The organism is Pseudomonas sp. SG20052 (assembly GCF_031766055.1).
GTDB classification, from domain to species: Bacteria; Pseudomonadota; Gammaproteobacteria; order Pseudomonadales; family Pseudomonadaceae; genus Aquipseudomonas; species Aquipseudomonas mandelii.
The window spans coordinates 1311122-1337729 of record NZ_CP134498.1 but is presented as its reverse complement, the minus strand read 5'-3'; the positions used below and the strand labels follow the sequence as shown (position 1 = coordinate 1337729).

Here is a 26608-nt window from a genome sequence, read left to right as displayed (position 1 = left end):
TTGACCGGAGATCGGCGATGAAAAAACTCTCTTTGTTGGCAATGACCACTTTATTGGGCGCCTGTCAAACGATGCAACCCGCCGCTAAAACCGCCCTCGATGGCGAAGTCTTCTACCTGCAACGCATTGCCCTGCCACCGAGCGCAACCTTAAGCGTCAGCTTGCAGGACGTGTCCCTCGCGGATGCGCCCGCCGTTATCCTCGACGAACAGAAAGGCCCGGTCAAAGGCCAGGTGCCGCTGCCGTTTCATCTGAGTTACGATCCGGCCCAGGTCAAACCCGGCCATCGCTACTCCGTCAGCGCGCGCATCGAAGTCGGCGGCAAACTGATGTTCATCACCACCGAACACCACGCCGTACAGCTGGATGGCAGCGATCCGCAGCCACTGAAAATCCGCGTCGACGCCATTCGCTAATGTCTCTTTTTTGAACAAGGAAGCCGCCATGCTCCGCCCTACCCTTCGCTTTGCCGGCCTGTGTGCAGGCTTGATGATCTCCGCCAGCGCACTGGCGCTGTCGCTCAATGACCTGTCGCAAAAAGACGCCACCGGTGGCCTCAAGGATGCCCTGACCCAAGGCGCGCAACTGGCCGTCAAACAACTCGGCACGCCGGGCGGCTTCAGCAACAATCCGGACGTGAAAATCGAACTGCCGGGCAAACTGGGCAAAGTCGCCAGCAAAATGAAACAGTTCGGCATGGGCGATCAGGTCACTGAGCTGGAAACCAGCATGAACAAAGCGGCCGAAACCGCCGTGACCCAGGCCCAGCCAATACTGGTGGATGCCGTGAAGAAGATGAGCGTCGATGACGCCAAAGGGATTCTCAGCGGCGGCAACGACTCGGCCACCCAGTACCTGAGCAAAACCAGCCGCGAACAGATTCGGGTCAAGTTTCTGCCGATCGTGAAACAAGCCACCGACCAGGTCGGCCTGGCCAAGCAATACAACACCTTCGCAGGCCAGGCAGCGACCATGGGCGTGCTGGATACCAAGAACGCCAACATCGAAAGCTACGTGACCGAGCAGGCACTGAACGGCTTGTTCGAGATGATCGGCAAGCAGGAAGAAGCCATTCGCAAGAACCCTGCGGCGGCGGCGACGAGTCTGGCGAAGAAGGTGTTTGGTACGCTTTAATTCCAGGCAATTGAAACTCGCAAAAAAGCCCACTGGTCTTTACAGGTCAGTGGGCTTTTTCCGTTTGCGCTACTGGTGCGGATCAACCTGATCCAGAACGCGATTTACCGATAACTCCGCCAGCGAAATCATCTGTTGAACCGCCAACATAAGATTGCATGTCGGTCCGTTCAGACCGAAGGCTAACTCACTGGCCATCACATTTGCCGAAGCGAGGGTTTCGCAGGCGTGAGCCAAAAGGGTTTCGGAATCAACGTTGGGGGCGACGACGAAAACCGAGCTGGGACGACGGTCAGCTTTAGCCTTTTTTTCGGGTGGTGGCGCCAAATAGTGATCAAGAGCGCGAATTGCCGCGTCGTGGAGTTTTTTGGAATCGAGAAAGGCGTAAGGGGAAACCGGGTCGGTTTCTTTTTCCAGTTCTGCTTCCGTGTCTGGAGGATTTGGGCTGTCTTTAATCATCGTGTAACTCCTGAAGTAGTGGAGCTGTCACCGTTCGCTGCGAAACGAACATAAGGTGGCAGCTGTACGCAGGTTCGCAGACCGGGACTTCAGGAACCCGGCAGACCCGAAGATCTCCCGCGCACAGCCGCCATAACACAGGCATAAAAAAACGCCCGCTTTCGGATGGTGGACGCTGTGCGTCTGAAGTTTAACCGGGCTGCGAAACCCGGTCGCTGCTTTTTGCAGCGACACCCAAAAGCCTAGAGATCGCGCTTCCGACAGACAACCTGAAAATTTCGTGGGAAGGTTCTGATGTTTTGGCAGATCTTTAAACATAGTCGCCTGCCAGATCGCCATCGCGGGCAAGCCCGCTCCCACAGGGTTTTGTGTCGTACACGGTATTTGTATTCAGAAGATTAACTGTGGGAGCGAGCCTGCTCGCGAAAGCGGTCGTCCATTTGCGAAATGTATTGCCTGACACGACGCCATCGCGAGCAGGCTCGCTCCCACAATTTAGAGCGGTGAACGTCAGCAAGAGAGCGGGCGGCCCGAAGGCCGCCGAGATTACACCGACTCTTTCTTGATCCTGAACCACGCCGCATACAACGCTGGCAAAAACAGCAATGTCAGTGCCGTCGCCACGATCAACCCGCCCATGATCGCTACCGCCATTGGCCCAAAGAATACGCTGCGGGACAGCGGAATCATCGCCAGTACCGCCGCGAGCGCGGTCAGCACAATTGGTCGGAAGCGTCGCACCGTGGCTTCGATGATTGCTTGCCACGGTTTGAGCCCGGCGGCGATGTCCTGCTCGATCTGGTCCACCAGAATGACCGAGTTACGCATGATCATCCCGGACAGTGCGATGGTCCCGAGCATCGCGACAAAACCGAACGGCTGACGAAACACCATCAGGAACAGCGTCACGCCAATCAGACCCAGCGGTGCGGTCAGGAACACCATCACCGTGCGCGAGAAACTGCGCAGTTGCAGCATCAGCAAGGTCAGCACCACCACAATGAACAGCGGCACGCCGGCCTTCACCGAGTTCTGGCCACGGGCCGAGTCTTCCACCGTGCCACCAACGTCCAGCAAGTAACCGTCCGGCAATTCGGCGCGAATCGGGTCGAGGGTCGGCAAGATCTGCTGCACCAGCGTCGCCGGCTGTTCCTTGCCGTAGATGTCGGCGCGGATCGTCACGTTCGGCAGGCGATTACGGTGCCAGATGATGCCTTCCTCAAAGCCATATTCCAGCGTCGCGACCTGCGACAGCGCGACGCTGCGGCCGTTGTCGGTCGGCACCGCCAGGCTCGGCAACAACGACAGTTCGGTGCGCTCATGCAGGGTGCCGCGCAGCAGGATCTCGATCAACTCGTTGTCTTCGCGGTACTGGCTGACACTGGACCCCGTCAGGGAGCTTTGCAGGAACTTCGACAGGTTCGCCGTGCTCACGCCCAAGGCCCGGGCGCGGTCCTGATCGACGTTCAGGTAGACGACTTTGCTCGGTTCTTCCCAGTCCAGATGGACGTTCGCCACGTGCGGGTTCTCGCGAACCTTGGCCGCCACTTTGCGGGCCAATGCGCGGACTTCCTCGATGTGCTCACCGGTCACCCGGAACTGCACCGGATAGCCAACCGGCGGACCGTTTTCAAGGCGTGTGACCCGAGAGCGCAAGGCCGGGAATTGTTCGTTGAGGGTTTCGATCAGCCAGGTGCGCAGGGTTTCACGCTCCTCGATGGTCTTGGCCAGGACGACAAACTGAGCAAAGCTGGCCGCCGGCAGTTGCTGATCCAGCGGCAGGTAGAAACGTGGCGAACCGGTGCCGACGTAGGCCACGTAGTTGTCGATACCGGCGTGATCCTTCAGCAAGGCTTCAAGGCGTTTGACTTCGTCGGCAGTGTTGCTCAGGGACGCGCCTTCGGCGAGTTTCAGATCGACCATCAATTCAAGTCGACCCGAGGCCGGGAAGAATTGTTGCGGCACAAAGCGGAACAGCACGATCGAGCCGATGAACAACACCACGGTCAGCACGATGACAGTTTTACGCCAGCGCACGCACCACTCCACCAAGCGCCTGACCCGTTGATAGAACGGCGTGCCATAAGGGTCGGGCTGACCCGTGCCATGTTTGGCGGCATGAATCTTCGCCAGGTCCGGCAGGAGTTTTTCCCCCAGGTACGGCACAAACACCACCGCCACAATCCACGAAGCCAGCAACGCGATGGTCACCACCTGGAAGATTGAGCGCGTGTATTCCCCAGTGCCCGATTGCGCCGTGGCTATGGGCAAGAATCCGGCGGCGGTAATCAGGGTGCCGGTAAGCATCGGGAACGCGGTGCTGGTCCAGGCATAACTGGCGGCCTTGATACGGTCGAAGCCCTGCTCCATTTTGATCGCCATCATTTCCACGGCGATGATCGCGTCGTCGACCAACAAGCCCAAGGCCAGCACCAACGCGCCGAGGGAAATCTTGTGCAGGCCGATGCCAAGGTAATACATACAGGCGAAGGTCATCGCCAACACCAGCGGAATCGCCAGCGCCACCACCATGCCGGTGCGCACACCTAGGGAGAAAAAGCTCACCAGCAACACAATCGCCAGGGCTTCCACCAACACCTGAACGAACTCGCCGACACCGGTTTTCACCGCTGCGGGCTGATCGGAAACCTTGCGCAGCTGCATGCCGGCCGGAAGGTTTTTCTGGATGCGGTCAAACTCGATCTCCAGCGCCTTGCCCAACACCAGAATATCGCCGCCGTCCTTCATCGCCACGGCCAGACCGATAGCGTTTTCCGCCATGAAGCGCATTCGAGGCGCCGGTGGATCGTTGAAGCCGCGACGCACGTCCGCCACATCGGAAATACGGAAAGTGCGATCACCGACGCGAATCGGGAAGTTCTTGATCTCATCGACTGTCTGAAAATTCCCCGAGACCCGTAGCTGCAATCGCTCGCTGGTGGTTTCAAAGAACCCGGCGGTGGACACCGCGTTCTGCTCTTCAAGGGCTTGCTGCACCGCGGCCAATGGCAGACCGAGCGTGGCAAGTTTGACGTTGGAGAGTTCGATCCAGATCTTCTCGTCTTGCAGCCCGAGCAGATCGACCTTGCCCACATCCTTCACCCGCTGCAGCTGGATCTGAATGCGGTCGGCGTAATCCTTGAGCACCGCGTAATCAAATCCATCGCCGGTCAGCGCATAGATATTGCCGAAGGTTGTGCCGAATTCATCGTTGAAAAACGGCCCCTGGATGCCCGGCGGCAACGTATGCCGAATGTCACTGACCTTTTTGCGAACCTGATACCAAAGGTCCGGTATTTGCACCGAATGCAGGGAGTCACGAGCAATGAACGTCACCTGGGATTCGCCCGGACGGGAGAACGACACGATGCGTTCGTATTCCCCGGTTTCCATCAGTTTCTTTTCAATGCGCTCGGTGACCTGGCGCGAGACTTCCTGCGCCGTGGCGCCCGGCCAGTTGGTGCGGATCACCATGGCCTTGAAGGTGAACGGCGGGTCTTCGCTCTGGCCGAGCTTGGTGTAGGAAAGCGCGCCGACGACGGCCAGCAAGAGCATCAGGAACAGTACGATCTGGCGATTGCGCAGCGCCCATTCGGAAAGATTGAAACCCATCGGGGATTACTCCTTGTCCGCCAGATTGACCACGCGGTTGGAGCGATCCACCGGGCGCACTTGCTGCCCTTCAAGCAAAACATGGACGCCAGCGGCCACCACCCAGTCGCTGGCATTCAGGCCTTCGAGCACCGGGACGGTTTTTTCGCCGAAGGCACCGACCCGGACCGGGGTTTTCTTCAAGGTATTGTTGGCACTGACGACCCAGACATAGGTCGCGCCGTTTTCCGCCGTCAGTGCCGATAGCGGTACGGACAGCGGTATCACGTCAGTTGTCTGGACGAACACCCGGGCGCTCTGGCCGAGTTCGGCCGGGACCTTGCCGCCGGTGAATGAAATCCGGGCAGCGAAGGTGCGGGACTTTGGATCGGCAGCCGGCGACAGCTCACGGATACGCCCGGCAAAACGCTGATCGGGCTGGGTCCAGAGTTCTACCGAGACGGGCTGGCCAACCTTGAAGCGGCCGAAGCTCTGCTCCGGCAAGCTGATCAACACTTCGCGCTCGCCATCGGTGGCGAGGGTGAACACGGTTTGCCCGGCCGCCACCACTTGCCCGACTTCCACCGCACGCTTGACCACCACGCCATCCTGGGGCGCTCGCAGCACCGCGTAGCTGGCCTGATTGGTCGAGACGTTGAATTCGGCTTTGATTTGCTTGAGGCGTGCTTCACCGGATCGGTAAAGGTTTTCGGCGTTGTCGTACTGCGAACGGCTGACCATCTGACGGTCCATCAGCGTCTTGTAGCGATCACGCTCGGCGCGCACCAGGCTCAGATTGGCCTCGGCGGCGGCCACTTGGGCACGGGTGGCTTCCAGTTGCAGGCGCACGTCCTGGGGATCGAGTTCGGCCAAAGGCTGATCGGCCTTGACCCGCTGCCCTTCTTCTACCAGTCGTCGACTTACCTTGCCGCCGATGCGAAACGCCAGGTCCGGCTCATAACGAGCCCGCACTTCACCCGGATAGCTTTCCATTGCCTGGGCCGAAGGCTCTGGCTGCACCACCATGGCCGGGCGGACAGTGATTTTCGGCGCCTCTTCGTGGCCACACGCAGACAATAGAAACGCCAGACACACTGGCAACGCGAGGGGCAAGGCATAGCGGAACATGGTGAAGGACCTTTCGCTAATGGTGCTTGGAATAATTATACTGGCGAGTATGTTATTAATAGCAAACTCACCAGTCCAGTATTAAAGCGAAGAATGTCGAACAATCTTTCAGCACCCAACGGCCCGGGCCGCCCCAAGGATCTGGCCAAGCGCCAGGCCATCCTCGATGCGGCGAAAATTTTGTTTCTGAGTAATGGTTACGCCAGCACCAGCATGGATGCCGTGGCGGCTGAAGCCGGCGTGTCGAAGTTGACGGTCTACAGCCATTTCAACGACAAGGAGACGCTGTTCTCCGCCGCCGTGATCGCCAAGTGCGAAGAGCAGTTGCCCACACTGTTTTTCGAGTTGCCGGACGGCATTTCGGTAGAAACGGTGCTGCTGAACATCGCACGCGGCTTTCACCAGCTGATCAACAGCGATGAATCGGTGAACCTGCATCGGCTGATAATGGCCTTGGGCAGCCAGGACCCGAAACTCTCACTGATCTTCTTCGAGGCCGGGCCGCAACGCATGTTGCATGGCATGGAGCGGTTGCTGACCAAGGTTGATCAGAGCGGCGCGTTGAGCATCGATAAACCGCGCAATGCGGCAGAGCATTTCTTCTGCCTGCTCAAGGGCGCGGGCAATTTCCGCTTGCTGTATGGCTGCGGAGAGCCGGTGACGGGCGATGCGGCCGAGGAACATGTACGGGAAGTGGTGGGGTTGTTTATGCGGGCTTATCGACCAGAGACAGCCTGATAAGGCTTGGTTGTCTGGTCTGGCGCCTTCGCGGGCAAGCCTCGCTCCGACAGGTTTAACGCAGGCCCTGTAGGAGCGAGGCTTGCCCGCGAATGGTGCAACGCGGTCTTACGGCTTGAGCGCTTTCTTCGGATAAATGTCATACCGACTGGATTTGCCGTCCAGCGCATGACTGGGCTTGGGTCCGGCAATACACGGTGCCTTGCGCGGACGCTTGACCACCACCCGATGGCTGGCCAGTGCCAATGCGGCCTCGAGCAGTGCCGGCGCATCGGGATCATCGCCGACCAACGGCCGGAACAGACGCATTTCCTTCTTCACCAACGCCGTTTTCTCACGGTGCGGAAACATCGGGTCGAGGTAGATCACTTGCGGCGGCTCGCCTTCCCAGTTGCGCATGACCTCGATTGAGTTGCCCTTGAGCAACTTCATTCGCGCCACGATTGGCGCCACGTCGAAATCCTCCGCGCCACGGGCCAGTCCATCCTCAAGCAACGCGCCAATCAGCGGCTGACGCTCGATCAGGCTCATCTCGCAGCCAAGGCTCGCCAGCACGAACGCATCCTTGCCCAGCCCCGCCGTGGCATCCAGCACACGCGGACGCACGCCCTGGGCGATGCCCACCGCCTTGGCGATCATTTGCCCAGTGCCACCGCCGAACAACCGCCGATGCGCCGCGCCGCCCTCGACGAAGTCCACCCGCACCGGCCCCGGTGCGTCCGGCCCCAGTTGCTGCAGCTGCAAACCTTGTTCGCCCACCTGCAAGGCAAACTCGCCGTCATCCACGTGCAAAGGCAAGCCCAGGCGTTCGGCCCACTGCTCGGCTTGTGGCTGAAACGCCGGGGCTGAGGCCTCGACATGGATGCGGCAGGCCGCAGGTTGCTCAATCATGGGAAAACACGCTCAAAAAATTAATGATCGGCAAAAACGGCCGATAACAAAACTAACGAGCATTTTGCCAGAGCTGAGCGTCGACCGAGAAAAATGTCAGGCATTCAATCCACATCCGTAGGCTACATATCGCGTCATGGCGATTATGGCCTGCGAAATTCCCAGGCACTGAGCGGCGTCAGTCACCTGTGGCAGGATTTTTTTGCCCAGGCCCTGGCCGAACAGTCGACGGATGTGGTGCCGGCGTGTGGCACGTTTCCTCCGGTTGATCTCGAAAGCCCGGTGGAGCCGACCGTCGGCAGCGAACTGCTGGCGCACATCGTCAGCCAACGCGAATGCGATGTGAAAGAAACCGAAGTCAAACCACCCGAGCCGCTGTTCCTGCCGATTGCCGAGTTCGAAATGGACCTGGCCGACAAGCCTTTCCCGCCGTTCCCGGCTGAAGAAATCGTCGCCCAGCAGAAGCAACAAGACTTTGAAAGTGGCTGGGTGCGGCCGATCGTGCTCACCGCCGGCCAGCCTGCGCCAGAAGCCGGCGCGGCACCACAACCGCGTCCTCTGCACTTGCCGATCGCCGAATTCGAACTCGACCTGCTGGACAAACCGTTCCCGCCGTTCTCCCCCGAAGAATTGGTCGAGCAACAAAAACACTTCGATTTCGATACCGGCTGGGCTCGCCCGATCGTCCTGCAAAATCTGCGCATCGCCGCCTGACCTTCAACAAAAGCCCTCAGCGACACACCCACCACGGCCCGACATCGACATGAAAGTGATTGCGATGGGCGTCGTTGTAGTCCGGGCTCAACACCACACTGAACACGCCACAGGCGCCATCGCGAACCTGGCGCAGAAACTGGGCGTCCTGATTATCCTTGGGCCAATCCCTGAGCACGCTGATGGAGCGACCATCCGCCAGGCGGAAACCGGCGATGTCCAGCGCATCGGCGCTGGCGTGCTGGCTTCGCCTGCCGTTTTCGCGGCCATAGACGTTGCGACAGGCGAAGCTGCCAAGATGATCGACCCGGCTGACAGGCTGCCCATACACCGCTTGCGCGGCGGGTTGCAGGGCGTGGTGCTCGAACAGGGCAAACGACACCGCCAAACGGCAACTGGCGAGAAAGCTGCTGCTCAACGCCACATCGCCGCCCTGGACACGCAAGGTGTTGATCAATGGGCACGTCGCGCCGGGGCTGTCGGCCTGATGCGCAACGCGTAAACCGGAGCTGCTCAAGGCCTGATCACACAATTGCGGATCATCGCGCAGGCGCATCAGTTTGTAGCGTGTCAGAAAGTTCGGGGCGGCCTTCACGTCCAGCGGCGCCCAAGGGTTCCACTGGGGTGGCAGCGAGATCCAGCCGCGCCAGACGCTCACGCCCGCCGCACCGATCATTAACAGCATCAACAACAGCCACCACCGAAACCGCATCGTCAGCCTTTGAACAATTGATTGGCCTTGGCGTATGGCATCGACCGTGACGTGAACCCGAAGGTGCCCGACGTCTTGATCTCTTCGGCCGCGCGGAAAAACTCACCGTAGGCCGCCAAGGCCAGGGCCGAGCCGACGCTGATGCGTTTGACGCCCATCTCGCTCAATTGCTCCACCGTCAATTTGAGCCCCCCGGACATCAACACGTTGACCGGTTTCGGCGCCACGGCGCGGACCACCGCCAACACGTCTTCAGCGCTGCGCAGCCCCGGCGCGTACAACACGTCCGCGCCCGCTTCGGCGAACGCCTGCAAACGGCGAATGGTATCGGCCAGGTCAGGATTGCCGTGCAGAAAATTCTCGGCACGGGCGGTCAGCATAAAAGGGAAAGGAAGGCTGCGAGCCGCTGCGACGGCGGCTTCAATGCGCGCCACGGCATGTTCGAAACAGTAGATCGGCGCGTCTTCACGACCGGTGGCATCTTCGATCGAGCCCCCGACCGCACCGGCCGCCGCGGCCGCCAAAATGCTTTGTGCGCACTCATCCGGGTCGTCCGCGAAACCGTTTTCCAGATCCACTGCCACCGGCAGATCGGTGGCCGCGACAATCGCCCGCACGTTCGCCAGCGTATCGTCGAGCGTCAACCCTCCATCAGGGCGTGCGTTGGAAAAGGCATAACCGGCACTGGTAGTCGCCAGCGCCTCGAAACCCAGGCTGGCGAGCATCTTCGCCGAGCCGGCGTCCCACGGATTGGGAATGACAAAAGCGCCCTCGCGTTCGTGCAGTGCTTTGAACACCTGGGCTCGAAGGGTTTGCGCATCCATTGGCAGGCTCCTGAAAAGGGGAACGAATCCGCCTCAGAGCAGGCCAAGTTGCTCGGCGGCGGGTTCTCTGTATAGCTCAGGCAACGGCGGCAAGCCAGGCAAACGCACTATCAGTTTTGCGTGAAAACGTTGCGCCAGTTTGGCCGCCAGCAAGTTATCGGCAGTGTGCAGGAAGATGTAGGGCGTGCGGCCCTCTTCGATCCACATGGCGATTTTCTCGACCCACGGCTCCAGAAACGGATCGTTCGCCTCAAGCTGCGGATGGCCGATGAAACGCACCTGCGGAAACTGGGTAAACGCTGCCGGACGTGGCGGCACCCTGGGCTTTTTCGACTGGGCGTGGAGGACCGAAGGATCGGTCGACGTGCAACTGAACAGGGCTCGCGGATCAAGGCAGATGCGTTCTATGCCCCGATCCAGCAGCAGACGATTGAGCCGGCGCTCGCTATCGCCTTTGGCAAAGAACTCATCATGCCGCACTTCAACGGCCAGCGGTCGCTCAAGTGCATCGATGAAGCCGGCCAGTTCGGGCAATCGGTGTGGCGTGAAGCTTTTCGACAGTTGCAGCCACAGGGGCGAAACCCGTTCACCGAGCGGGCTGAGCAATTGCAGGAAGGTGTCGGCGGCGGTCAGTTGCTCGCGCAGGTCACCGCCGTGGCTGATGTCGCCGGGAAACTTGGCGGTGAAGCGAAAGTGTTCGGGCATGATTTCGGCCCAGCGCTGCACGGTGCTGGCAGCCGGGCTCGCGTAGAAGGTCGTATTGCCTTCTACGGCGTTGAATACTTGGGAATAGAGATTCAGGAAGTCAGCGGGCTTGGCATCTGGCGGATAAAGATAATCGCGCCAGGCGTTTTCACTCCAGGACGGGCAGCCGAGGTAATAAGGCAGCCGCATCAGATGTACAGGTCGAGGCCCATTACATCGGTATCCCAATCGACAAAACCGGCAGTGCTCAGGTAGCTGGCGAGTGCCGTGGCGACGCTTTTGCTCATGGCGCGGTGGTAGATCATGTCTTGCTGACGGGCCGGGAGATTGCTCAGGCGTTGCGCGGAAGCCTTGGCGGCACGGGCGGCCATTTGCTCTTCGGATGGGATTTCCAGCTCGCCGTCGATATCGACGTAGTCGTCATCCGCCACAGGGCCTTTGCGAGGCTTGCGCTTGAGGGGGTAGGACTGGGAGGAAAGGCCGTCTATACGCATAAGTACATGTCCGGTATCAGTAATGGCAGTTTAGTGGCACATAACCCACTTCGCAAACCACCGAGTGATAACTAGAACACAGAAATACGAAAAGGTTTAAAAGCCGGCGGATAAATCGACGATTGGCCGCAGTTGGAATGTCCATTGTGGCGAGGGAACTTGCTCCCGTTCGGCTGTGCAGCCGTCGCAAAACCTGCCGGCTCGGTGTTGCTGATGGAATCCTGGGGTCGCTTCGCAACCCAACGGGAGCAAGCTCCCTCGCCACAACAGCATTGGGATTAACGCGCTTTCGGCGTCGCCACTTTGTCGCGCAGATAAACCGGCTGAGCCTCGTCCGCCACGATTGCCTCTCCACGCGCCCAGGCAAACCGCGCCAGCGTCAGCAGGTCTTCGGCGTGCGGCAGCATGCCTGCATCCTGCCCACTCAGATTGACAGCGATGCGCTCGGCATACCCCCACCCCGTGCCGGCGCCGAACCATTCACCGCTGGCATCAGCCGGCAATGCGGCCACTTCCGGCGCCAACACCGCTTCATTGCCGACCAGGCGCATCTCCCCTGCCGTTTCGCGGTAGCACCCCCAATACACCTCATCCATGCGCGCATCGATGGCGGCTGCGACCTGGCTGACGCCGTGTTCGCGATAAGCCCGTTGTGCCAGTACCGCCAGGTTGGAGACCGGCAACACCGGGCGATCCAGCGCAAACGCCAGGCCCTGCACCACACCAATGGCGATCCGCACGCCGGTGAATGCGCCCGGTCCACGACCGAAGGCAATGGCATCAACCGCTTGCAGGGTGGTCCCGGCGTCGGCGAGCAACTGCTGGATCATCGGCAACAGCTTTTGCGCATGCAGGCGCGGGATCACCTCGTAATGGCTCGTGACCTTGCCGTCATGCAGCAAGGCAACGGAGCAAGCTTCAGTCGCGGTGTCCAGGGCCAGCAAGGTGCTCATCGATGTTTCCGTAAGAGAGGTCAGAAAAAGTGCGCCAGTATAAACAACTACGGCCCGCAAGCGGGCCGTAGAAGATGAAGCGATTCAGACTTTTCAGTTCAGCGCTTCAAGCACCTTGCCGGTGATCGCTTCAACCGAGCCAACACCTTCGATGTGGCTGTACTTCGGTTTGCCTTGAGCGGTGGACAGCTCCTGGTAAAACTTCACCAAAGGCTCGGTCTGAGCGTGGTAGACGGAGAGACGATGACGCACGGTTTCTTCGGTATCGTCTTTGCGCTGTACCAGCTCTTCGCCAGTGATGTCGTCCTTACCGGCAATTTTCGGCGGGTTGTAGACGATGTGGTACACGCGACCTGAAGCCTCATGCACGCGACGACCGGCGATACGCTGGACGATGTCCTCGTCCTTGACGTCGATCTCGACCACGTGATCCAGCTCGACGCCGGCTTTCACCAGGGCTTCAGCCTGGGGAATGGTGCGCGGGAAACCGTCAAACAGGAAACCGTTGGCGCAATCGGCCTGGCTGATGCGTTCCTTGACCAGATTGATGATCAGGTCATCGGACACAAGGCCACCGCTGTCCATGACGCTTTTGGCGATCAGGCCCAGCTCGGTGCCAGCCTTGACAGCGGCACGCAGCATGTCGCCGGTGGAGATTTGCGGGATGCCGAACTTTTCGGTGATGAACTTAGCCTGAGTACCTTTACCGGCCCCGGGAGCTCCCAGCAGAATGACGCGCATCGATGTGCTCCTCAATTTTTTATATAGATAACAACGGATTCGCCTCGTGGGGCCAATCTCAAAAACAGGGTCGTGACCGCCCAAACGGCCAAAGGCTGATCAAGATACACAGCAGGCCCGGACCACACAAGCCGCCGAAAGTCGGAGAAACCCGCGCCTTGCGTGACCTTGGGACGGGGTACTCCTAGTCGCAACCCCGTCATTAACTGTCGCTTGTCAGACCTTTTCAGCCCCTCGTCCACCGGCACCCGAAGCTCGCGCCGGGTGCCTTCCCCCCACGACGAAAACCTTAGCCGGTATTTCGCAAACCGGCAGCAATCCCCGCCACAGACACCAGCAGCGCCTGTTCTACCGGGCTGCCCTGCGCCACTTCCTGTTGCCGCGAACGCGCCAACAGTTCGGCCTGCAATAGATGAAGCGGGTCGAGATAGGTGTTGCGCAAGCGGATGAATTCGAGAGTGTCTGGGCTATGTGCCAGTAGCTGAGACTGACCGGTCAACCCGAGGACCACAGCGCACGCCTGCGACAATAGGTCGCGTAAATGCGCACCCAAAGGGAGCAAATCAGGCTCGACCAGACGCTCATCGTAGGATCGGGCGATGTCAGCGTCCGCTTTAGCCAGGACCATTTCCAGCATGTCGATGCGCGTGCGGAAAAACGGCCACTGTTCGCGCATCTGCCCCAGCAGCTCGCCCTCGCCACGTTCCAGCGCCTTGCTCAGCGCCGCTTCCCAGCCGAGCCAGGCCGGCAACATCAGGCGCGTCTGGGTCCAGCCGAAGATCCATGGAATGGCGCGCAGGCTTTCAATCCCGCCAGCGCGGCGCTTGGCCGGGCGGCTGCCCAACGGCAAGCGACCCAACTCCTGCTCCGGGGTGGATTGGCGGAAGTACTCGACGAACTGCGGATTTTCCCGCACCACGGCGCGGTAAGCCTTGACGCCGTCGGCGGCCAACTCGTCCATCAAATGGCGCCACGCCGGTTCCGGTGGCGGCGGTGGCAACAGTGTCGCTTCCAGCACCGCCGCCAAGTACAGATTGAGGTTCTGCTCTGCGATGTCCGGCAGGCCGAATTTGAAACGAATCATTTCCCCCTGCTCGGTGGTGCGGAAACGTCCCGCCACTGAACCGGGCGGCTGCGACAGAATCGCCGCGTGCGCCGGACCACCACCGCGCCCCACGGTGCCGCCGCGACCGTGGAACAACAGCAGCTCGACTTGCTGCTCGCGGCAGATGTCGACCAAACGCTCCTGCGCCCGATACTGCGCCCAGGCCGCGGCGGTGGTGCCTGCGTCCTTGGCCGAGTCGGAATAGCCGATCATCACTTCCTGCGGCCCTTGCAGGCGCGAGCGATAGCCCGGCAGCAGCAACAGCTTTTCAATCACCGGGCCGGCGTTGTCGAGGTCGGCGAGGGTTTCGAACAAGGGCACCACGCGCATCGGCCGCAATACGCCGGACTCTTTGAGCAACAGTTGCACGGCGAGCACGTCGGAAGCGGCACCGGCCATGGAGATCACATAAGAGCCGAGCGAGGCCCCCGGGGCGGCAGCAATTTCCCGGCACGTCGCCAGCACTTCGGCGGTGTCGGCCGACGGCTTGAAGTACGCTGGCAGCAACGGCCGCCGATTGTTCTGCTCACGCACCAGGAAGGCGATGCGCTCTTCCTCGCTCCAGTCTTCGTAGCGACCGAGGCCGAGGTAGTCGGTAATTTCAGTCATCGCCGCCGTGTGACGGGACGAATCCTGGCGCACATCGAGCCGCACCAGGAACAGCCCGAAGGTCACCGCCCGACGCAGGCAATCGAGCAATGGACCGTCAGCGATCACGCCCATGCCGCACTCGTGCAAGGAGTGGTAACACAACTCCAGCGGATCCAGCAGGTCGCGGTTGTTTTGCAGCACATCAGCCGGTGCCGGGGTGGTGGCCGTCAAAGAGGCATGCGCCCAATTACGCGTCGCCCGCAGACGTTCACGCAACTGCTTAAGCACCGCGCGATAAGGTTCGGCGCTGTCCCCTGCCTTGGCTTTCAGTGCATCGCTGGCCTGTTGCATCGACAGTTCAGCGGCGAGGTGATCGATGTCGCGCACGTACAAATCCGCAGCCATCCAGCGCGCCAGCAGCAACACCTCCCGGGTCACGGCGGCCGTCACGTTCGGGTTGCCGTCACGGTCGCCGCCCATCCACGAGGCAAAGCGAATCGGCGCGCTTTCGAGCGGCAGATGCAGGCCGGTGGCGGCGTGCAGGGCTTTATCGGCCTTGCGCATGTAGTTGGGGATCGCCTGCCACAACGAATGCTCGATCACCGCGAAACCCCATTTGGCTTCGTCGACTGGCGTCGGGCGGGTGCGGCGGATTTCTTCGGTGTGCCAGGCTTCGGCGATCAGGCGCTGCAACTTCGCCTGGATCTGCTCGCGTTCGGCTGTCGTCAGGTCGCGATGATCCTGGGCGGCCAGTTGCGCGGCGATGGCGTCGTACTTCTGGATCAGCGTGCGGCGCGCCACTTCGGTCGGGTGCGCGGTGAGGACCAGCTCGATCTCCAGCCGTCCCAGTTGCCGGGCCAGGGATTCGCCGCTATGTCCCTCGGCACGCAGGCGCGCGAGCAGTTCCGGCAACACCCGTGCTTCAAACGGTGCCGGTTGCGACTCTTCCCGGCGGTGAATCAGCTGATACTGCTCGGCGATATTGGCCAGGTTGAGAAACTGGTTGAACGCCCGCGCCACCGGCAACAACTCGTCTTCGCTCAATTGGTTGAGGCTGGCGCTCAGCTCGGCGTCCATCGAACCGCGACGGTCGGCTTTCGCGCCCTTGCGGATCTGCTCGATCTTGTCGAGAAAGCCGTCCCCGTACTGTTCACGAATGGTGTTGCCCAACAGCTCACCCAACAGGTGAACGTCCTCGCGCAAGCGTGCATCAATATCGGTCATCAGCAGTTCTCCAGCGAAAATCCGGGTGTCTATGAATGCCATGCTCTGTTAACAGAGAGTGCCGCTCTAAAGCGCTTCTTACAAGCAGACGACGAAGGGGCGGTAAACCTTATGGGTTCGAGCTAGTCTGAAGAGTAAGCCGTACAACGGCTTGCCGCCGGCCACTGGCGGACACTCACACGCCTGCCACGAGCAGGAGCGAAATGAGGTTTTTATGAAAATCCGCGAACTTGCCCAGCATTGGGAAGAAAACGCCAAGGGTCGCCTGACCGACACCGGTTACAGGATTCATCTGGACATGGAAGCGGCCGCACGGCTGGCGGCGATTACCGAGATGTATCCCAAACGCCAACCCGAAGAACTGCTTGGCGAACTGATCGGCGCCGCGCTGGAAGAGCTCGAAAAGAGCTTTCCATACGTGAAGGGATCGACCGTGGTCGCCACCGATGAAGAAGGTGATCCGCTGTACGAAGACATCGGCCCGACCCCGCGTTTTCTCGCGTTGTCCCGTCGTCACTTGCACGATTTGTCATCGAGCGATGACAAGCAGAAACACTGATCCCCCCGCCGAACCCTGTGGGAGCGAGCCTGCTCGCGAATGCGGTTGAACATTCAACATTTCTGTTGGCTGATACACCGCTAGCGAGCAGGCTCGCTCCCACATTTAGCCTGCGTATTCCTTCGATAATTGCGTGTTCCCGAGCCTTGAAAAGGTCGGGCATACCGCTGCACATCGCCAAAGTTCCCGATTTAGAGCCTTGTCCGTTCGGTCAAAGTATTTTCGGGCGATAGGCCATCTTCTCTGAACTTTTGAAAAACCCCTCGGGTCACAGCCATTAACCACGCCTGGACGGCCGTTTCAAAACACCCCCGGAAATTGACGGTTACGGCTCCTTGCCCAGCATGGATTTTAAGTTTTTCAGGAGTTACACCAATGGAGTTGAAGACCATGAAGACCCGAACTGCCAAATCCTCGTTCACCCACCTGCGCAGTCTGAAACTGGCTGCCCTGGCAATCGGCAGCAGCTTCGTACTGGCCGGTTGTGCTGGCAATCCGCCGACCGAGCAATTCGCCGTGACCCAATCGGCTGTGAATGGCGCCGTCAGCGCCGGCGGCACCGAGTTCGCCGCCGTGGAAATGAAGTCCGCGCAGGACAAGCTCAAGCAAGCCGAAATCGCCATGCACGACAAAAAGTATGCCGAGGCCAAAGTGCTGGCCGAGCAGGCTGAGTGGGACGCTCGCGTAGCCGAACGCAAAGCTCAGGCGATGAAAGCCGAACAAGCTGTGAAGGACTCTCAGAAAGGGGTTCAGGAACTGCGTCAGGAAAGCCAGCGCACCGTGCAGTAAGCGCGCATCCCGACACCAGACTTGAAGCTCTTATCGATAGAAAGGACGAATTATTATGCGTACACAATTGATGATCCCCGCTCTCCTGGCCGCAAGCGTTGCACTGGCTGCCTGCTCCACACCGCCTAACGCGAACCTGGAACAGGCCCGCACCAACTACAGCGGCCTGCAAGCCAACCCGCAAGCCAGCAAAGTGGCGGCACTGGAAACCAAAGACGCCAGCGATTACCTGGACAAGGCCGACAAGGCCTATATGGACAAGAAAGACCCGAACGAGGTCGACCAACTGGCTTACCTGACCAACCAGCGTGTTGAAGTGGCGAAGCAAACCATCGCCCTGCGCACCGCTGAAGCCAACCTGAAAAATGCTTCGGCGCAACGTGCCCAGGCGCGTCTCGACGCTCGCGATCAGCAGATCAAGCAGCTGCAGGACAGCCTCAACGCCAAGCAGACCGATCGCGGTACGCTGGTCACCTTCGGTGATGTGCTGTTCGCCACCGACCGTGCCGACCTGAAATCCAGCGGTCTGGTGAACATCAACAAACTGGCGCAGTTCCTTCAGGAAAACCCTGATCGCAAAGTGATCGTCGAAGGCTACACCGACAGCACCGGTACGGCTTCGCATAACCAGTCGCTGTCCGAGCGTCGTGCCGGTTCCGTGCGCATGGCGCTGGTGAAGATGGGCGTTGATCCAGCGCGCGTCGTTGCGCAGGGTTATGGCAAGGAATACCCGGTTGCGGAAAACACCAGCACCTCGGGTCGTGCGATGAACCGTCGTGTGGAAGTGACCATTTCCAACGACAACCAGCCCGTGATGCCGCGTTCGGCGATCAGCTCGAACTAAGCTTCACCCGCTGAAACACAAAAGCCCCGCCTGAGTCGATCAGGCGGGGCTTTTTATGTCTGCAGTTCACACACCCTTGTAGGAGTGAGCCTGCTCGCGATAGCGGTGTGTCCGACAACAGAAGTGTTGAATGCTAAACCGCTATCGCGAGCAGGCTCACGCCTACAAGGATCTTCAGTGAATGCAGGACCGGGTTACTGCTCCAGCTTCTGCGGAGTTTCTTCGCCCATGCAGCGCACGGCTTTTTTCTTGTTGTTGACCAAGACGCCCGTCAGGCCTTTCTGTTCAGTGTCAAACATCACCAGCACGCCATCGATGCACTGGGCCACTTGCGAGGCAGGCTCCAGGGAGACTTTGTAGTCCTCTCCCGGCACGGTCTTGATCATGGTGAAGTCGCTGAGCAGCAGCGCATCTTCCGGTTTGGCGAAGTGCAGGTAGCCGTAGAACCACAGGGCACCCACCGTGCCGAGGATGCTGCAGATACCGGTGATGATCAGCGGGATGGCGTTACGTTCTTCACTCATTGCGGACTCTCTGATGGTTCATCTTCTGAATTCGGGGGTGCCGGGTAGTTGGGGATTTCACCCAAGCGGCGCAGGCCGTTGAAATGCTGCGGGTCGTCGAGATACCGCAGCATGACCTTGCGCCAGACCGGGTCGGCAAATGTCTGCACATGACCACCGCGGGTCAATTGCAGCACGCGTGGCGGCGGCGCAGCTTGATACAGACGGATGCCGTTGGAAAGGGGCACGATCGGATCGTCGATGCTGTGGTAGATCAGTTTCGGTACGTCGTTGAGCTGCGCCATGGAGTTAATCGCGCTGTCACCGTCCGGCACCAGCCACGAGAGCGGCACCTGGAACGCCCAGGTCAGCCAGGAATTGCTCAGGGCGAACCGGCCGATGCTGCGATAACTGGCGGGCACGCCGTCGAGGACGAAAGCCTTGAGTTGTTTCTGCCGTTCGGGATGTTGGACCAGGTAGTGAACCGCCATGGAACCGCCGAGGCTCTGGCCCAGCAGGATCAACGGCTTGCCTTTGACTTCCGGTGCCTGGTCGAGCCACTTGAACGCGGCGTCGATGTCCTGATATATCGCCGGCAGACTCGGTTCGCCTTCGGACAACCCGTAACCGCGATAATCGATCAACAGCACTTGATAGCCTTCCTCCGGCAACCACCAACTGCCGCCCAGATGCATCGGCAGATTGCCGCCATTGCCGTGCAGATGCAGCACCGTGCCCTTGACCTCGACACCTTTTTTCGCCGGCAGCCACCAGGCGTTCAGCCTGAGGCCATCGGCGGTGGTCAGGGTCACTTCGCGGTAGTCGAGCTTGGCTTTTTCCGGGGTGAACAGTTGGCCCGGCTCGGGGTAGAACAGCAAGGAGCTGCAACCGCTCAAGGTCAGGAGAAGGCAAAGGATGCCGAGGATTCTCATCCGTTGAAACCTCGCAAGAATTGGAGTTGAAACACATTCCCCTGTAGGAGTGAGCCTGCTCGCGAAGGCGGTGTGTCAGACAACATCAATGTTGAATGTTCGGCCGCTATCGCGAGCAGGCTCACTCCCACAAGGGATTTCGTGATCGTTAGAGAATGTTGGAGTAATCCGCTTCTATCCGGTCCAGGCTCAGGTGGTTGAGGAAGTTGGAGAAGCACATCCACGCCGACAGTGCGTTCAGGTCGCGGAACTGATCCGGCAAATACTTCGGCGGCACCACCAGCCCTTCGTCCACCAACTGACGCAAGGTACGCATGTCTTCCAGCGTGGTCTTGCCGCAAAACAGCAGCGGAATCTGTTCAAGCTTGCCCTTACGCACGGCCAACTGAATGTAGTTGTAAACCATGATAAAGCCCTTGAGGTAGGACAAGTCTTTGGTAAAGGGCAGGCCGGTCGGTATCGAACCACGGAACACCCGGCTGGCATTGCCGTAGCTTTCGGCCATTTCGAAGCCTTGCTCGCGGAAGAATTCGAAGACCTGCAAGAAGTCCGCGCCCTCCTCCACCATGTGAATGGCCCGGGTACGGTTGGTCAGTTTGCGCAGGCGGCTCGGGTACGACGCGAAGGTGATGATTTCCATCAGGATCGCCAGCCCTTCCTGGGTCACCGTCGACGACGGCGGGCCTTTGGACAGGAAGGTGCAGATCGGCTGGTTCAGCCCGTTGAGCGTGGTGCCGACGTGGACCAGCCCTTCATGAACTTCCAGGGCGCGCACGTCACGTTCGTTGAACATCGCGTCGGTGCGAATCTTGATGTAGTCGGCGCCGGCCGCCGCATCGGCGACAATGCCGTCGGACTCGAACACCCGAATGGTTTCTTCGGCCTCGCCAAACACTTTGCTCAGCCGGGTTTGCAACAAATGCACGGCATCCTTGGCGGTGAGGATTTTCGGCTCGTCCTTCAGGTCACCCCGGCCATCGATGTTGTTCAGGTAATCGGAGAGCATCAGGCCGAGGTCGGACAGGGTCGGGTCACCGGCATGGAACGCGTCGGAAGCAGCGCCGTACAACTCCTGGGAAATCAGGCCGAAATCTTCGGTGCCGCGCGCTTCGAGCATGCGCACCACCATCCGGTATTCCTTGCACATGCGCCGCATGATTTGGCCGACCGGGTTGAACTGGCCGAGCTGACGGGTGATGTCACGCTCAATGTTCTGGAACTCCAGCTTCACTTTGCTGGAATCGAACGACAGCGGCCGATTGAGGTAATAATCGCGATCTACAGCGGGCATTTCCTTGCCCTTGGCCTTGAGGAACCCCTTGCGGATGCTGTCGTCCCACTTGACCGCATCGAGGACGCGAATCGGCGTCTGCGCCAGCACAATGCGATCGGACAAAATGCGTATCGTCTGCTGGTAATCGTCCACCCGAAACTCCTGTAGAAAAACCGTTAGGTGCTGGCTTTATTTAACGTTGGCTTTGGCCAGGCGCTGATAGCGCACGGCCTCGACGAAGACATCGGAATTGGCCGGGTCATCCAGGTAGGCAAAGACCTGATCCATGCTGCTGTTGATCAATACGCCGTCGCCATCATCGGTCTCGAAACCTTCACCGCTCAGGACTTTTTGTCCGAGGGCTTGATTGATCTGTTCGAGATCGAGGTTGTAGACCACCAATTCGTGCTTATCGGTCAGTTCAAACCCGGCGATGATGAAATGCCCGCCGAACTGCGCCGGCACCTTCGCCGACAGGTACCAGCGGCTGCCGTGGCGCGACACCGTAAAGGGGTAGGCCTCGCGCTCTTTGGGTTTGGCCTTGAGGTAGCTGACCGCCTGGTAACGACTGTCGCCCAGACGGGTCAGCTCCAGGTTCATCGGCTCGCCCCAGGCATTGGTGCTGGTCCATTTGCCGAGCAGACCTTTGGGCGCGGGGTCGCTGGCGGGCAGTGGGTCCCTGAAGGTCACCAGACAGCCACTGAGCAGCAGGAACGACAAGGCGATCACAACGACACGCCAGGCTTTCATTCAACACTCCCTATGAACACACAGCCCCGAATGGTCACCGACCTTGCAGGAGCGAGGCTTGCCCGCGAAGGCGTTGTGTCAGTCAACACATAGGTTGAATGTTATACCGCCTTCGCGGGCAAGCCTCGCTCCTACAGGGTCGAGCGCCCCGCAGGAATTACACCGACGCCAATACCAAATGCATGTAGCGGGTCAGGATACCGAGCATTTCGGCTTCGGCGACAGGCTCGGCGTCGTTGAGCAGGCCCTGATATTCCATCCGTCCGATAATCGCCGTCAACACTTTGGCATCCTGTTGTGGTTCGCGCGAACCCAATACCTGGAAAAGCTGGCATGTGCCCTGGAGCAGAATCTGCTGATGTGAACGTACCAGCTCAGCAAGGCGCGGGTTCAGCAGCGCTTCCTGGCGGAACGCCTGTTCGGCCATCAAGTGCTCGCGACGGTTGATCAGTTGCCGGTGAACGTAGTCCGACATCAACCGCGCAATGTCGTCCGCCAGCTGCGAGCGCGACTCGGGGCTGCCGTCGCCGCTGACCACCATCTCGCGCAGCAGGCCCTCGTTATTGATCCACAACTTGGCCATGAACGCGGCGCTGCGTTCCACGTACTGGGCGAAGGTATCGGTGAGCAAGTCATCGATATCCTTGAAGTAATAAGTGGTGGCCGACAGCGGCACACCGGCCTCGGCCGCTACCGCTCGGTGACGCACGGCCCGCACGCCATCGCGCACGACAATGCGCATCGCCGCATCGAGAATGTCCTGTCGACGCTGCTCGCTGCCCTGTCGGCTGGCCTTGCGGCCCTGGTACTGAACGCTTTCAGCGACCGCAGTGGCGACGCCCGCTGCACCTTCTTGAGCAATTGCACGGTTCACGACAGGTATTCCTCTCTTACTTCAAAAGTAACCATTTGATACGTTTGTACCAGACAGGCAATAAAAAGCCGCCTGTTATAGGCGGCTTTTTTATTGAAACACTTACGCTTGTGGCCGCATGTGCGGGAACAGGATCACGTCGCGGATCGACGGTGAGTTGGTCAACAACATCACCAGACGATCGATACCGATCCCTTCACCGGCCGTTGGCGGCATGCCGTACTCCAGCGCGCGAACGAAGTCGGCGTCGTAGTGCATGGCTTCGTCGTCGCCCGCGTCCTTGTCGGCCACCTGCGCCATGAAGCGCTCGGCCTGGTCTTCCGCGTCGTTCAACTCGGAGTAGGCGTTGGCGATTTCACGGCCGCCGATGAACAGTTCAAAACGGTCGGTGACGCTTGGGTTGTCGTCGTTACGACGGGCCAGCGGCGACACTTCGAACGGGTACTGAGTGATGAAGTGCGGCTGCTCCAGCTTGTGCTCGACCAGTTCTTCGAAAATCATCACCTGCAACTTGCCCAGACCTTCGAAGCCCAGCACCTTGGCGCCGGCCTTCTTGGCGATGGCGCGAGCCTTCTCGATGTCCGTCAGGTCGTCAGCGGTCAGCTCGGGGTTGTACTTGAGGATCGAGTCGAACACCGACAGACGCACGAACGGTTCGCCGAAGTGGAACACTTTGTCGCCATACGGCACGTCGGTGCTGCCCAGGACCAGCTGCGCGAGTTCGCGGAACAGTTCTTCGGTCAGGTCCATGTTGTCTTCGTAGTCGGCGTACGCCTGGTAGAACTCCAACATGGTGAATTCAGGGTTGTGACGCGTCGAAACGCCTTCGTTACGGAAGTTGCGGTTGATCTCGAACACTTTCTCGAAACCGCCAACCACCAGGCGCTTGAGGTACAGCTCAGGCGCGATACGCAGGAACATTTCCAGGTCCAGCGCGTTGTGGTGCGTCTCGAACGGCTTGGCTGCTGCGCCACCCGGGATGGTTTGCAGCATCGGCGTTTCGACTTCGAGGAAGTCACGCTTCATCAGGAAGCTGCGGATGTGCGCGATCACTTGCGAACGAACGCGGAACGTCTGGCGCACTTCTTCGTTGACGATCAGGTCAACGTAACGCTGACGGTAGCGCTGTTCGGTGTCGGTCAGGCCGTGGTGCTTGTCCGGCAGTGGGCGCAGCGACTTGGTCAGCAGGCGCACTTCGGTCATTTCAACGTACAGGTCGCCCTTGCCGGAACGGGCCAGGGTACCAACGGCTGCGATGATGTCGCCCATGTCCCAGGTTTTCACCGCGGCCAGGGTGTCTTCGGACAGGGTCTTACGGTTGACGTAGACCTGGATGCGCCCGGTCATGTCCTGGATCACCATGAACGAGCCACGGTTGAGCATGATGCGACCGGCAACCTTGACCGGGATTGCAGCCTCTGCCAGCTCTTCCTTGGTCTTGTCCGCGTACTGTTTCTGCAAGTCTTCGCAGTAGTTGTCGCGGCGGAAGTCGTTGGGGAAGGCATTGCCCTTGGCGCGCTCGGCAGCAAGCTTTTCCTTGCGCAGGGCGATCAGGGAGTTTTCTTCCTGTTGCAGGGCTTGCGGGTCGAGTTGTAGGTCGCTCATGTCTTTAAATATTCCATCAGGTTCGTTGCCCCCGGCATTCGCCGGGGTTCGCGGGCAAGCCTCGCTCCTACAGGGTCGTATTGACCCCCGCAGGGCGTGCGTTAAAGCCCTTGTTTCAAGCTGGCCACCAGGTATTCGTCGATATCGCCGTCGAGCACCTTGTCGCAGTCACTGCGTTCGATGTTAGTGCGCAAATCCTTGATTCGCGACGCATCGAGCACGTAAGAGCGAATCTGGTGACCCCAGCCGATGTCCGACTTGGTGTCTTCCAGGGCCTGGGAGGCGGCGTTGCGTTTCTGCACTTCCTGCTCGTACAAGCGCGCCCGCAACATTTTCATCGCGGTGTCTTTGTTGGCGTGCTGGGAGCGTTCGTTCTGGCAGCTGACCACGGTGTTGGTCGGTACGTGGGTGATACGTACGGCCGAGTCGGTGGTGTTTACGTGCTGACCACCGGCACCGGAGGAGCGGTAGGTGTCGATGCGCAGGTCCGACGGGTTGATGTCGATTTCGATGTTGTCATCGATTTCCGGCGACACGAACACGGCCGAGAACGAGGTGTGGCGGCGGTTGCCGGAGTCGAACGGGCTCTTGCGCACCAGACGGTGCACGCCGATCTCGGTGCGCAGCCAGCCAAAGGCGTATTCGCCCTTGATGTGGACCGTGGCGCCCTTGATCCCGGCGACTTCACCGGCCGACAGTTCCATGATGGTCGCGTCGAAACCGCGTTTGTCAGCCCAGCGCAGGTACATGCGCAGCAGGATGTTGGCCCAGTCCTGGGCCTCGGTGCCGCCGGAGCCGGCCTGGATGTCCAGGTAGGCGTTGTTGGCATCCATCTCACCGCTGAACATGCGACGGAATTCGAGTTTTTCCAGCGACTCGCGCAGGCGCTCGACTTCGGCAGCGACGTCATCGACGGCGGCCTGGTCTTCTTCTTCGGCGGACATCAGCAGCAAATCTTTGGCATCGGCCAGACCGCTGTGCATTTCGTCGAGGGTTTCGACGATCTGAGCCAGCAGCGACCGCTCGCGGCCCAGTTCCTGAGCGTACGACGGGTTGTTCCAGACAGCCGGATCTTCAAGCTCGCGATTGACTTCAGTCAGACGCTCATGCTTTTGATCGTAGTCAAAGATACCCCCGAATAGTTTCGGAGCGCTCGGACAGGTCCTTGATACTGTTAAGGATCGGGTTGATTTCCATGGCGGGCAGCACTCGTTGGCGAACTTTTGAAAGCCGGCGAGTATAACGTAATCAAGCTGTCACGGCAGCCCGCCTGGCGGCTTTAGGGGCGAATGATTAAAGCGGACGCCGAGTAATCTGTGGCGAGGGAGCTTGCTCCCGTTGTACTGCGCAGCAGTCCCCTTCTTTTTGCGCAGAAGAGGGGCCGCTTCGTGGCCCAGCGGCGCAAGCTCCCTCCCCACAGGGGGTATTTCCCATCCAAGAGATCAATATTCGCAATCTCGGTCGGTCGCTACTCGATGCCCACCTGATTGCGCCCATTGTTCTTCGCCAGATACAGCCCCTTGTCCGCCGCCGAGATCAGTTGCCGGCAATCACTGCCCGGCTGCGGGATCATGGTCGACAGGCCGATGCTGATGGTCAGGCCAGAGCCTTCGCTGGGGACAATGTGCGGAATCTTCAGCGCTTCCACGGTGAGGCGGAGTTTTTCCGCCACCAGCCGCGCCCCGCCCGGCGTGGTGTTGGGCAACACCAAGGCGAACTCTTCCCCGCCGTAACGGGCTGGCAGGTCCGAGGGCCGGGCGCTCGCGTCGCGAATCGCGGTCGCGACTTTACGCAGGGCTTCATCGCCTTCGAGGTGGCCAAAGCTGTCGTTGTAGGACTTGAAGTAGTCGACATCGATCATCAGCAGCGACAACTGGCTCTGCTCACGCAGGGAACGGCGCCATTCCAGCTCCAGGTATTCGTCGAAGTGCCGGCGGTTCGAGAGCCCGGTCAAGCCGTCGGAGTTCATCAACCGCTGCAACACCAGGTTGGTGTCGAGCAACTGCTGCTGGCTGACCCGCAACGCGCGGTAGGCCGCATCGCGCTGCAACAGCGTCATGTAGGACCGCGAGTGGTAGCGAATTCGCGCCACCAGCTCGATGTTGTCCGGCAGCTTGACCAGGTAATCATTGGCCCCGGCTGCGAACGCCGCGCTCTTGATCAGCGGGTCTTCCTTGGTCGACAGGACAATGATCGGAATGTTCTTGGTCGCTGGATGATTACGGTACTCACGTACCAGGCTCAGGCCATCCAGCCCGGGCATCACCAGATCCTGCAGGATCACCGTTGGCTTGATGCGGATCGCCTGCGCAATGGCCTGGTGTGGATCGGCGCAGAAGTGGAAGTCGATATTGTCTTCATTCGACAACCCGCGACGCACCGCCTCGCCGATCATCGCCTGATCGTCCACCAGCAACACCATGGCGGCGTTTTCGTCGGTCTTGAAGTCGTCGAGCTGTAGGTCAGTCATGTGCG

Annotated in this window: 26 protein-coding genes; 7 read left to right on the top strand and 19 right to left on the bottom strand. The window is 59.9% G+C overall.

Annotated features, from left to right (window positions below; translation table 11 throughout):
* The first annotated feature begins 17 nt into the window (after positions 1-17).
* Together RHP74_RS05945 and RHP74_RS05940 are read left to right on the top strand one after the other, a co-directional pair.
* Positions 18-416: a YbaY family lipoprotein gene (locus RHP74_RS05945; RefSeq protein WP_154911819.1), complete on the top strand. Its 399-nt coding sequence runs from the start codon at positions 18-20 to the stop codon at positions 414-416.
* A gap of 28 nt (positions 417-444) precedes the next feature.
* Positions 445-1134 (top strand): DUF4197 domain-containing protein, encoded by a 690-nt coding sequence (locus RHP74_RS05940; protein ID WP_010462869.1) that lies wholly within the window; start codon positions 445-447, stop codon positions 1132-1134.
* A gap of 69 nt (positions 1135-1203) precedes the next feature.
* Here the strand turns inward: RHP74_RS05940 and RHP74_RS05935 are convergent, their stop codons facing one another.
* From RHP74_RS05935 to RHP74_RS05925, 3 genes are all read right to left on the bottom strand, one after another.
* Positions 1204-1593, bottom strand: a complete 390-nt coding sequence (locus tag RHP74_RS05935) for a DUF6124 family protein (RefSeq protein WP_083374920.1) — start codon at positions 1591-1593, stop codon at positions 1204-1206.
* A gap of 546 nt (positions 1594-2139) precedes the next feature.
* Positions 2140-5205 (bottom strand): efflux RND transporter permease subunit, encoded by a 3066-nt coding sequence (locus RHP74_RS05930; RefSeq protein ID WP_200667790.1) that lies wholly within the window; start codon positions 5203-5205, stop codon positions 2140-2142.
* Between the two features lie 6 nt (positions 5206-5211).
* Positions 5212-6312, bottom strand: a complete 1101-nt coding sequence (locus RHP74_RS05925) for an efflux RND transporter periplasmic adaptor subunit (RefSeq protein ID WP_311098316.1) — start codon at positions 6310-6312, stop codon at positions 5212-5214.
* A gap of 93 nt (positions 6313-6405) precedes the next feature.
* Here RHP74_RS05925 and RHP74_RS05920 point away from each other — a divergent pair, with 93 nt between their 5' ends.
* Positions 6406-7050 carry a TetR/AcrR family transcriptional regulator gene (locus RHP74_RS05920; RefSeq protein ID WP_102593520.1) on the top strand — a complete coding sequence of 215 codons (645 nt, stop codon included), beginning with the start codon at positions 6406-6408 and terminating at the stop codon, positions 7048-7050.
* A gap of 108 nt (positions 7051-7158) precedes the next feature.
* Here RHP74_RS05920 and RHP74_RS05915 read toward each other — a convergent pair whose 3' ends face one another.
* On the bottom strand, positions 7159-7941 hold the full coding sequence (locus RHP74_RS05915; RefSeq protein ID WP_010462878.1) for a class I SAM-dependent methyltransferase: 783 nt from the start codon (positions 7939-7941) through the stop codon (positions 7159-7161).
* A 93-nt stretch (positions 7942-8034) separates the two neighbouring features.
* On the opposite strand from RHP74_RS05915, the gene RHP74_RS05910 reads away from it, so the two are divergent.
* Positions 8035-8655, top strand: a complete 621-nt coding sequence (locus tag RHP74_RS05910; RefSeq protein WP_010462880.1) for a hypothetical protein — start codon at positions 8035-8037, stop codon at positions 8653-8655.
* 16 nt (positions 8656-8671) lie between these two features.
* On the opposite strand, the gene RHP74_RS05905 is transcribed toward RHP74_RS05910, so the two are convergent.
* From RHP74_RS05905 to ppc, 7 genes are all read right to left on the bottom strand, one after another.
* Positions 8672-9367 carry an extensin family protein gene (locus RHP74_RS05905; RefSeq protein ID WP_311098313.1) on the bottom strand — a complete coding sequence of 232 codons (696 nt, stop codon included), beginning with the start codon at positions 9365-9367 and terminating at the stop codon, positions 8672-8674.
* Positions 9368-9369: 2 nt separating this feature from the next.
* A complete protein-coding gene (locus RHP74_RS05900) occupies positions 9370-10191 on the bottom strand; it encodes an isocitrate lyase/phosphoenolpyruvate mutase family protein (protein ID WP_311098311.1) in 822 nt (273 codons plus the stop codon).
* A 33-nt stretch (positions 10192-10224) separates the two neighbouring features.
* Entirely contained in the window at positions 10225-11085 is an 861-nt protein-coding gene (locus RHP74_RS05895; RefSeq protein WP_311098310.1) for a DUF72 domain-containing protein, read from the bottom strand.
* Complete coding sequence (locus RHP74_RS05890) at positions 11085-11390, bottom strand: hypothetical protein (protein ID WP_010462890.1); 306 nt, start codon at positions 11388-11390, stop codon at positions 11085-11087. Before RHP74_RS05890 ends, RHP74_RS05895 begins: the two co-directional genes overlap by 1 nt.
* A 278-nt stretch (positions 11391-11668) precedes the next feature.
* Positions 11669-12343, bottom strand: coding sequence for a tRNA (adenosine(37)-N6)-threonylcarbamoyltransferase complex dimerization subunit type 1 TsaB (gene tsaB / locus RHP74_RS05885; RefSeq protein ID WP_010462892.1), 675 nt, complete (start codon positions 12341-12343; stop codon positions 11669-11671).
* A 93-nt stretch (positions 12344-12436) separates the two neighbouring features.
* Positions 12437-13084 (bottom strand): adenylate kinase, encoded by a 648-nt coding sequence (gene adk / locus RHP74_RS05880; RefSeq protein WP_010462894.1) that lies wholly within the window; start codon positions 13082-13084, stop codon positions 12437-12439.
* 289 nt (positions 13085-13373) lie between these two features.
* Positions 13374-16004, bottom strand: coding sequence for a phosphoenolpyruvate carboxylase (ppc, locus tag RHP74_RS05875; RefSeq protein ID WP_311098307.1), 2631 nt, complete (start codon positions 16002-16004; stop codon positions 13374-13376).
* Between the two features lie 214 nt (positions 16005-16218).
* Between ppc and RHP74_RS05870 the strand changes: the two genes are divergently transcribed.
* The 3 genes from RHP74_RS05870 (at position 16219) to RHP74_RS05860 (ending at position 18196) form a co-directional block, all read left to right on the top strand.
* Positions 16219-16563: a hypothetical protein gene (locus RHP74_RS05870; protein ID WP_010462899.1), complete on the top strand. Its 345-nt coding sequence runs from the start codon at positions 16219-16221 to the stop codon at positions 16561-16563.
* Between the two features lie 375 nt (positions 16564-16938).
* Positions 16939-17352, top strand: a complete 414-nt coding sequence (locus RHP74_RS05865; protein ID WP_010462902.1) for a DUF4398 domain-containing protein — start codon at positions 16939-16941, stop codon at positions 17350-17352.
* Positions 17353-17407: 55 nt separating this feature from the next.
* Positions 17408-18196 (top strand): OmpA family protein, encoded by a 789-nt coding sequence (locus tag RHP74_RS05860; protein ID WP_172792322.1) that lies wholly within the window; start codon positions 17408-17410, stop codon positions 18194-18196.
* Between the two features lie 194 nt (positions 18197-18390).
* On the opposite strand, the gene RHP74_RS05855 is transcribed toward RHP74_RS05860, so the two are convergent.
* The 8 genes from RHP74_RS05855 to RHP74_RS05820 all read right to left on the bottom strand — a co-directional run bounded on the left by RHP74_RS05855 (position 18391) and on the right by RHP74_RS05820 (position 26603).
* Positions 18391-18720, bottom strand: a complete 330-nt coding sequence (locus RHP74_RS05855; protein WP_010462905.1) for a hypothetical protein — start codon at positions 18718-18720, stop codon at positions 18391-18393.
* Positions 18717-19631 carry an alpha/beta hydrolase gene (locus RHP74_RS05850; RefSeq protein ID WP_154503267.1) on the bottom strand — a complete coding sequence of 305 codons (915 nt, stop codon included), beginning with the start codon at positions 19629-19631 and terminating at the stop codon, positions 18717-18719. Before RHP74_RS05850 ends, RHP74_RS05855 begins: the two co-directional genes overlap by 4 nt.
* A 148-nt stretch (positions 19632-19779) precedes the next feature.
* A complete protein-coding gene (locus tag RHP74_RS05845) occupies positions 19780-21057 on the bottom strand; it encodes a flavohemoglobin expression-modulating QEGLA motif protein (protein ID WP_010462909.1) in 1278 nt (425 codons plus the stop codon).
* Between the two features lie 36 nt (positions 21058-21093).
* Complete coding sequence (locus RHP74_RS05840) at positions 21094-21654, bottom strand: hypothetical protein (RefSeq protein ID WP_077748307.1); 561 nt, start codon at positions 21652-21654, stop codon at positions 21094-21096.
* 157 nt (positions 21655-21811) lie between these two features.
* Positions 21812-22528, bottom strand: a complete 717-nt coding sequence (locus tag RHP74_RS05835) for a TetR/AcrR family transcriptional regulator (protein ID WP_010462913.1) — start codon at positions 22526-22528, stop codon at positions 21812-21814.
* 102 nt (positions 22529-22630) lie between these two features.
* Positions 22631-24133 carry a lysine--tRNA ligase gene (gene lysS, locus RHP74_RS05830; RefSeq protein WP_010462916.1) on the bottom strand — a complete coding sequence of 501 codons (1503 nt, stop codon included), beginning with the start codon at positions 24131-24133 and terminating at the stop codon, positions 22631-22633.
* 101 nt (positions 24134-24234) lie between these two features.
* Positions 24235-25330 (bottom strand): peptide chain release factor 2 gene (gene prfB, locus RHP74_RS05825; protein ID WP_102593528.1). Its coding sequence is split into 2 segments (ribosomal slippage): positions 24235-25257 and positions 25259-25330, totalling 1095 coding nucleotides; the frame shifts between segments, so codons are not numbered across the junction.
* A 271-nt stretch (positions 25331-25601) separates the two neighbouring features.
* Positions 25602-26603, bottom strand: coding sequence for a diguanylate cyclase domain-containing protein (locus tag RHP74_RS05820; protein ID WP_311098300.1), 1002 nt, complete (start codon positions 26601-26603; stop codon positions 25602-25604).
* Positions 26604-26608: the final 5 nt, after the last annotated feature.

Coding starts and splice junctions, on each gene's coding strand:
- RHP74_RS05890 (WP_010462890.1), bottom strand. CDS start 11,390: ATGCGTATAGACGGCCTTTCCTCCCAGTCCTACCCCCTCAAGCGCAAG.
- RHP74_RS05945 (WP_154911819.1), top strand. CDS start 18: ATGAAAAAACTCTCTTTGTTGGCAATGACCACTTTATTGGGCGCCTGT.
- RHP74_RS05940 (WP_010462869.1), top strand. CDS start 445: ATGCTCCGCCCTACCCTTCGCTTTGCCGGCCTGTGTGCAGGCTTGATG.
- RHP74_RS05870 (WP_010462899.1), top strand. CDS start 16,219: ATGAAAATCCGCGAACTTGCCCAGCATTGGGAAGAAAACGCCAAGGGT.
- RHP74_RS05850 (WP_154503267.1), bottom strand. CDS start 19,631: ATGAGAATCCTCGGCATCCTTTGCCTTCTCCTGACCTTGAGCGGTTGC.
- RHP74_RS05905 (WP_311098313.1), bottom strand. CDS start 9,367: ATGCGGTTTCGGTGGTGGCTGTTGTTGATGCTGTTAATGATCGGTGCG.
- RHP74_RS05855 (WP_010462905.1), bottom strand. CDS start 18,720: ATGAGTGAAGAACGTAACGCCATCCCGCTGATCATCACCGGTATCTGC.
- RHP74_RS05915 (WP_010462878.1), bottom strand. CDS start 7,941: ATGATTGAGCAACCTGCGGCCTGCCGCATCCATGTCGAGGCCTCAGCC.
- RHP74_RS05840 (WP_077748307.1), bottom strand. CDS start 21,654: ATGAAAGCCTGGCGTGTCGTTGTGATCGCCTTGTCGTTCCTGCTGCTC.
- tsaB (WP_010462892.1), bottom strand. CDS start 12,343: ATGAGCACCTTGCTGGCCCTGGACACCGCGACTGAAGCTTGCTCCGTT.
- RHP74_RS05865 (WP_010462902.1), top strand. CDS start 16,939: ATGGAGTTGAAGACCATGAAGACCCGAACTGCCAAATCCTCGTTCACC.
- lysS (WP_010462916.1), bottom strand. CDS start 24,133: ATGAGCGACCTACAACTCGACCCGCAAGCCCTGCAACAGGAAGAAAAC.
- RHP74_RS05820 (WP_311098300.1), bottom strand. CDS start 26,603: ATGACTGACCTACAGCTCGACGACTTCAAGACCGACGAAAACGCCGCC.
- RHP74_RS05860 (WP_172792322.1), top strand. CDS start 17,408: ATGCGTACACAATTGATGATCCCCGCTCTCCTGGCCGCAAGCGTTGCA.
- ppc (WP_311098307.1), bottom strand. CDS start 16,004: ATGACCGATATTGATGCACGCTTGCGCGAGGACGTTCACCTGTTGGGT.
- RHP74_RS05935 (WP_083374920.1), bottom strand. CDS start 1,593: ATGATTAAAGACAGCCCAAATCCTCCAGACACGGAAGCAGAACTGGAA.
- RHP74_RS05910 (WP_010462880.1), top strand. CDS start 8,035: ATGTCAGGCATTCAATCCACATCCGTAGGCTACATATCGCGTCATGGC.
- RHP74_RS05895 (WP_311098310.1), bottom strand. CDS start 11,085: ATGCGGCTGCCTTATTACCTCGGCTGCCCGTCCTGGAGTGAAAACGCC.
- RHP74_RS05930 (WP_200667790.1), bottom strand. CDS start 5,205: ATGGGTTTCAATCTTTCCGAATGGGCGCTGCGCAATCGCCAGATCGTA.
- adk (WP_010462894.1), bottom strand. CDS start 13,084: ATGCGCGTCATTCTGCTGGGAGCTCCCGGGGCCGGTAAAGGTACTCAG.
- RHP74_RS05925 (WP_311098316.1), bottom strand. CDS start 6,312: ATGTTCCGCTATGCCTTGCCCCTCGCGTTGCCAGTGTGTCTGGCGTTT.
- RHP74_RS05920 (WP_102593520.1), top strand. CDS start 6,406: ATGTCGAACAATCTTTCAGCACCCAACGGCCCGGGCCGCCCCAAGGAT.
- RHP74_RS05900 (WP_311098311.1), bottom strand. CDS start 10,191: ATGGATGCGCAAACCCTTCGAGCCCAGGTGTTCAAAGCACTGCACGAA.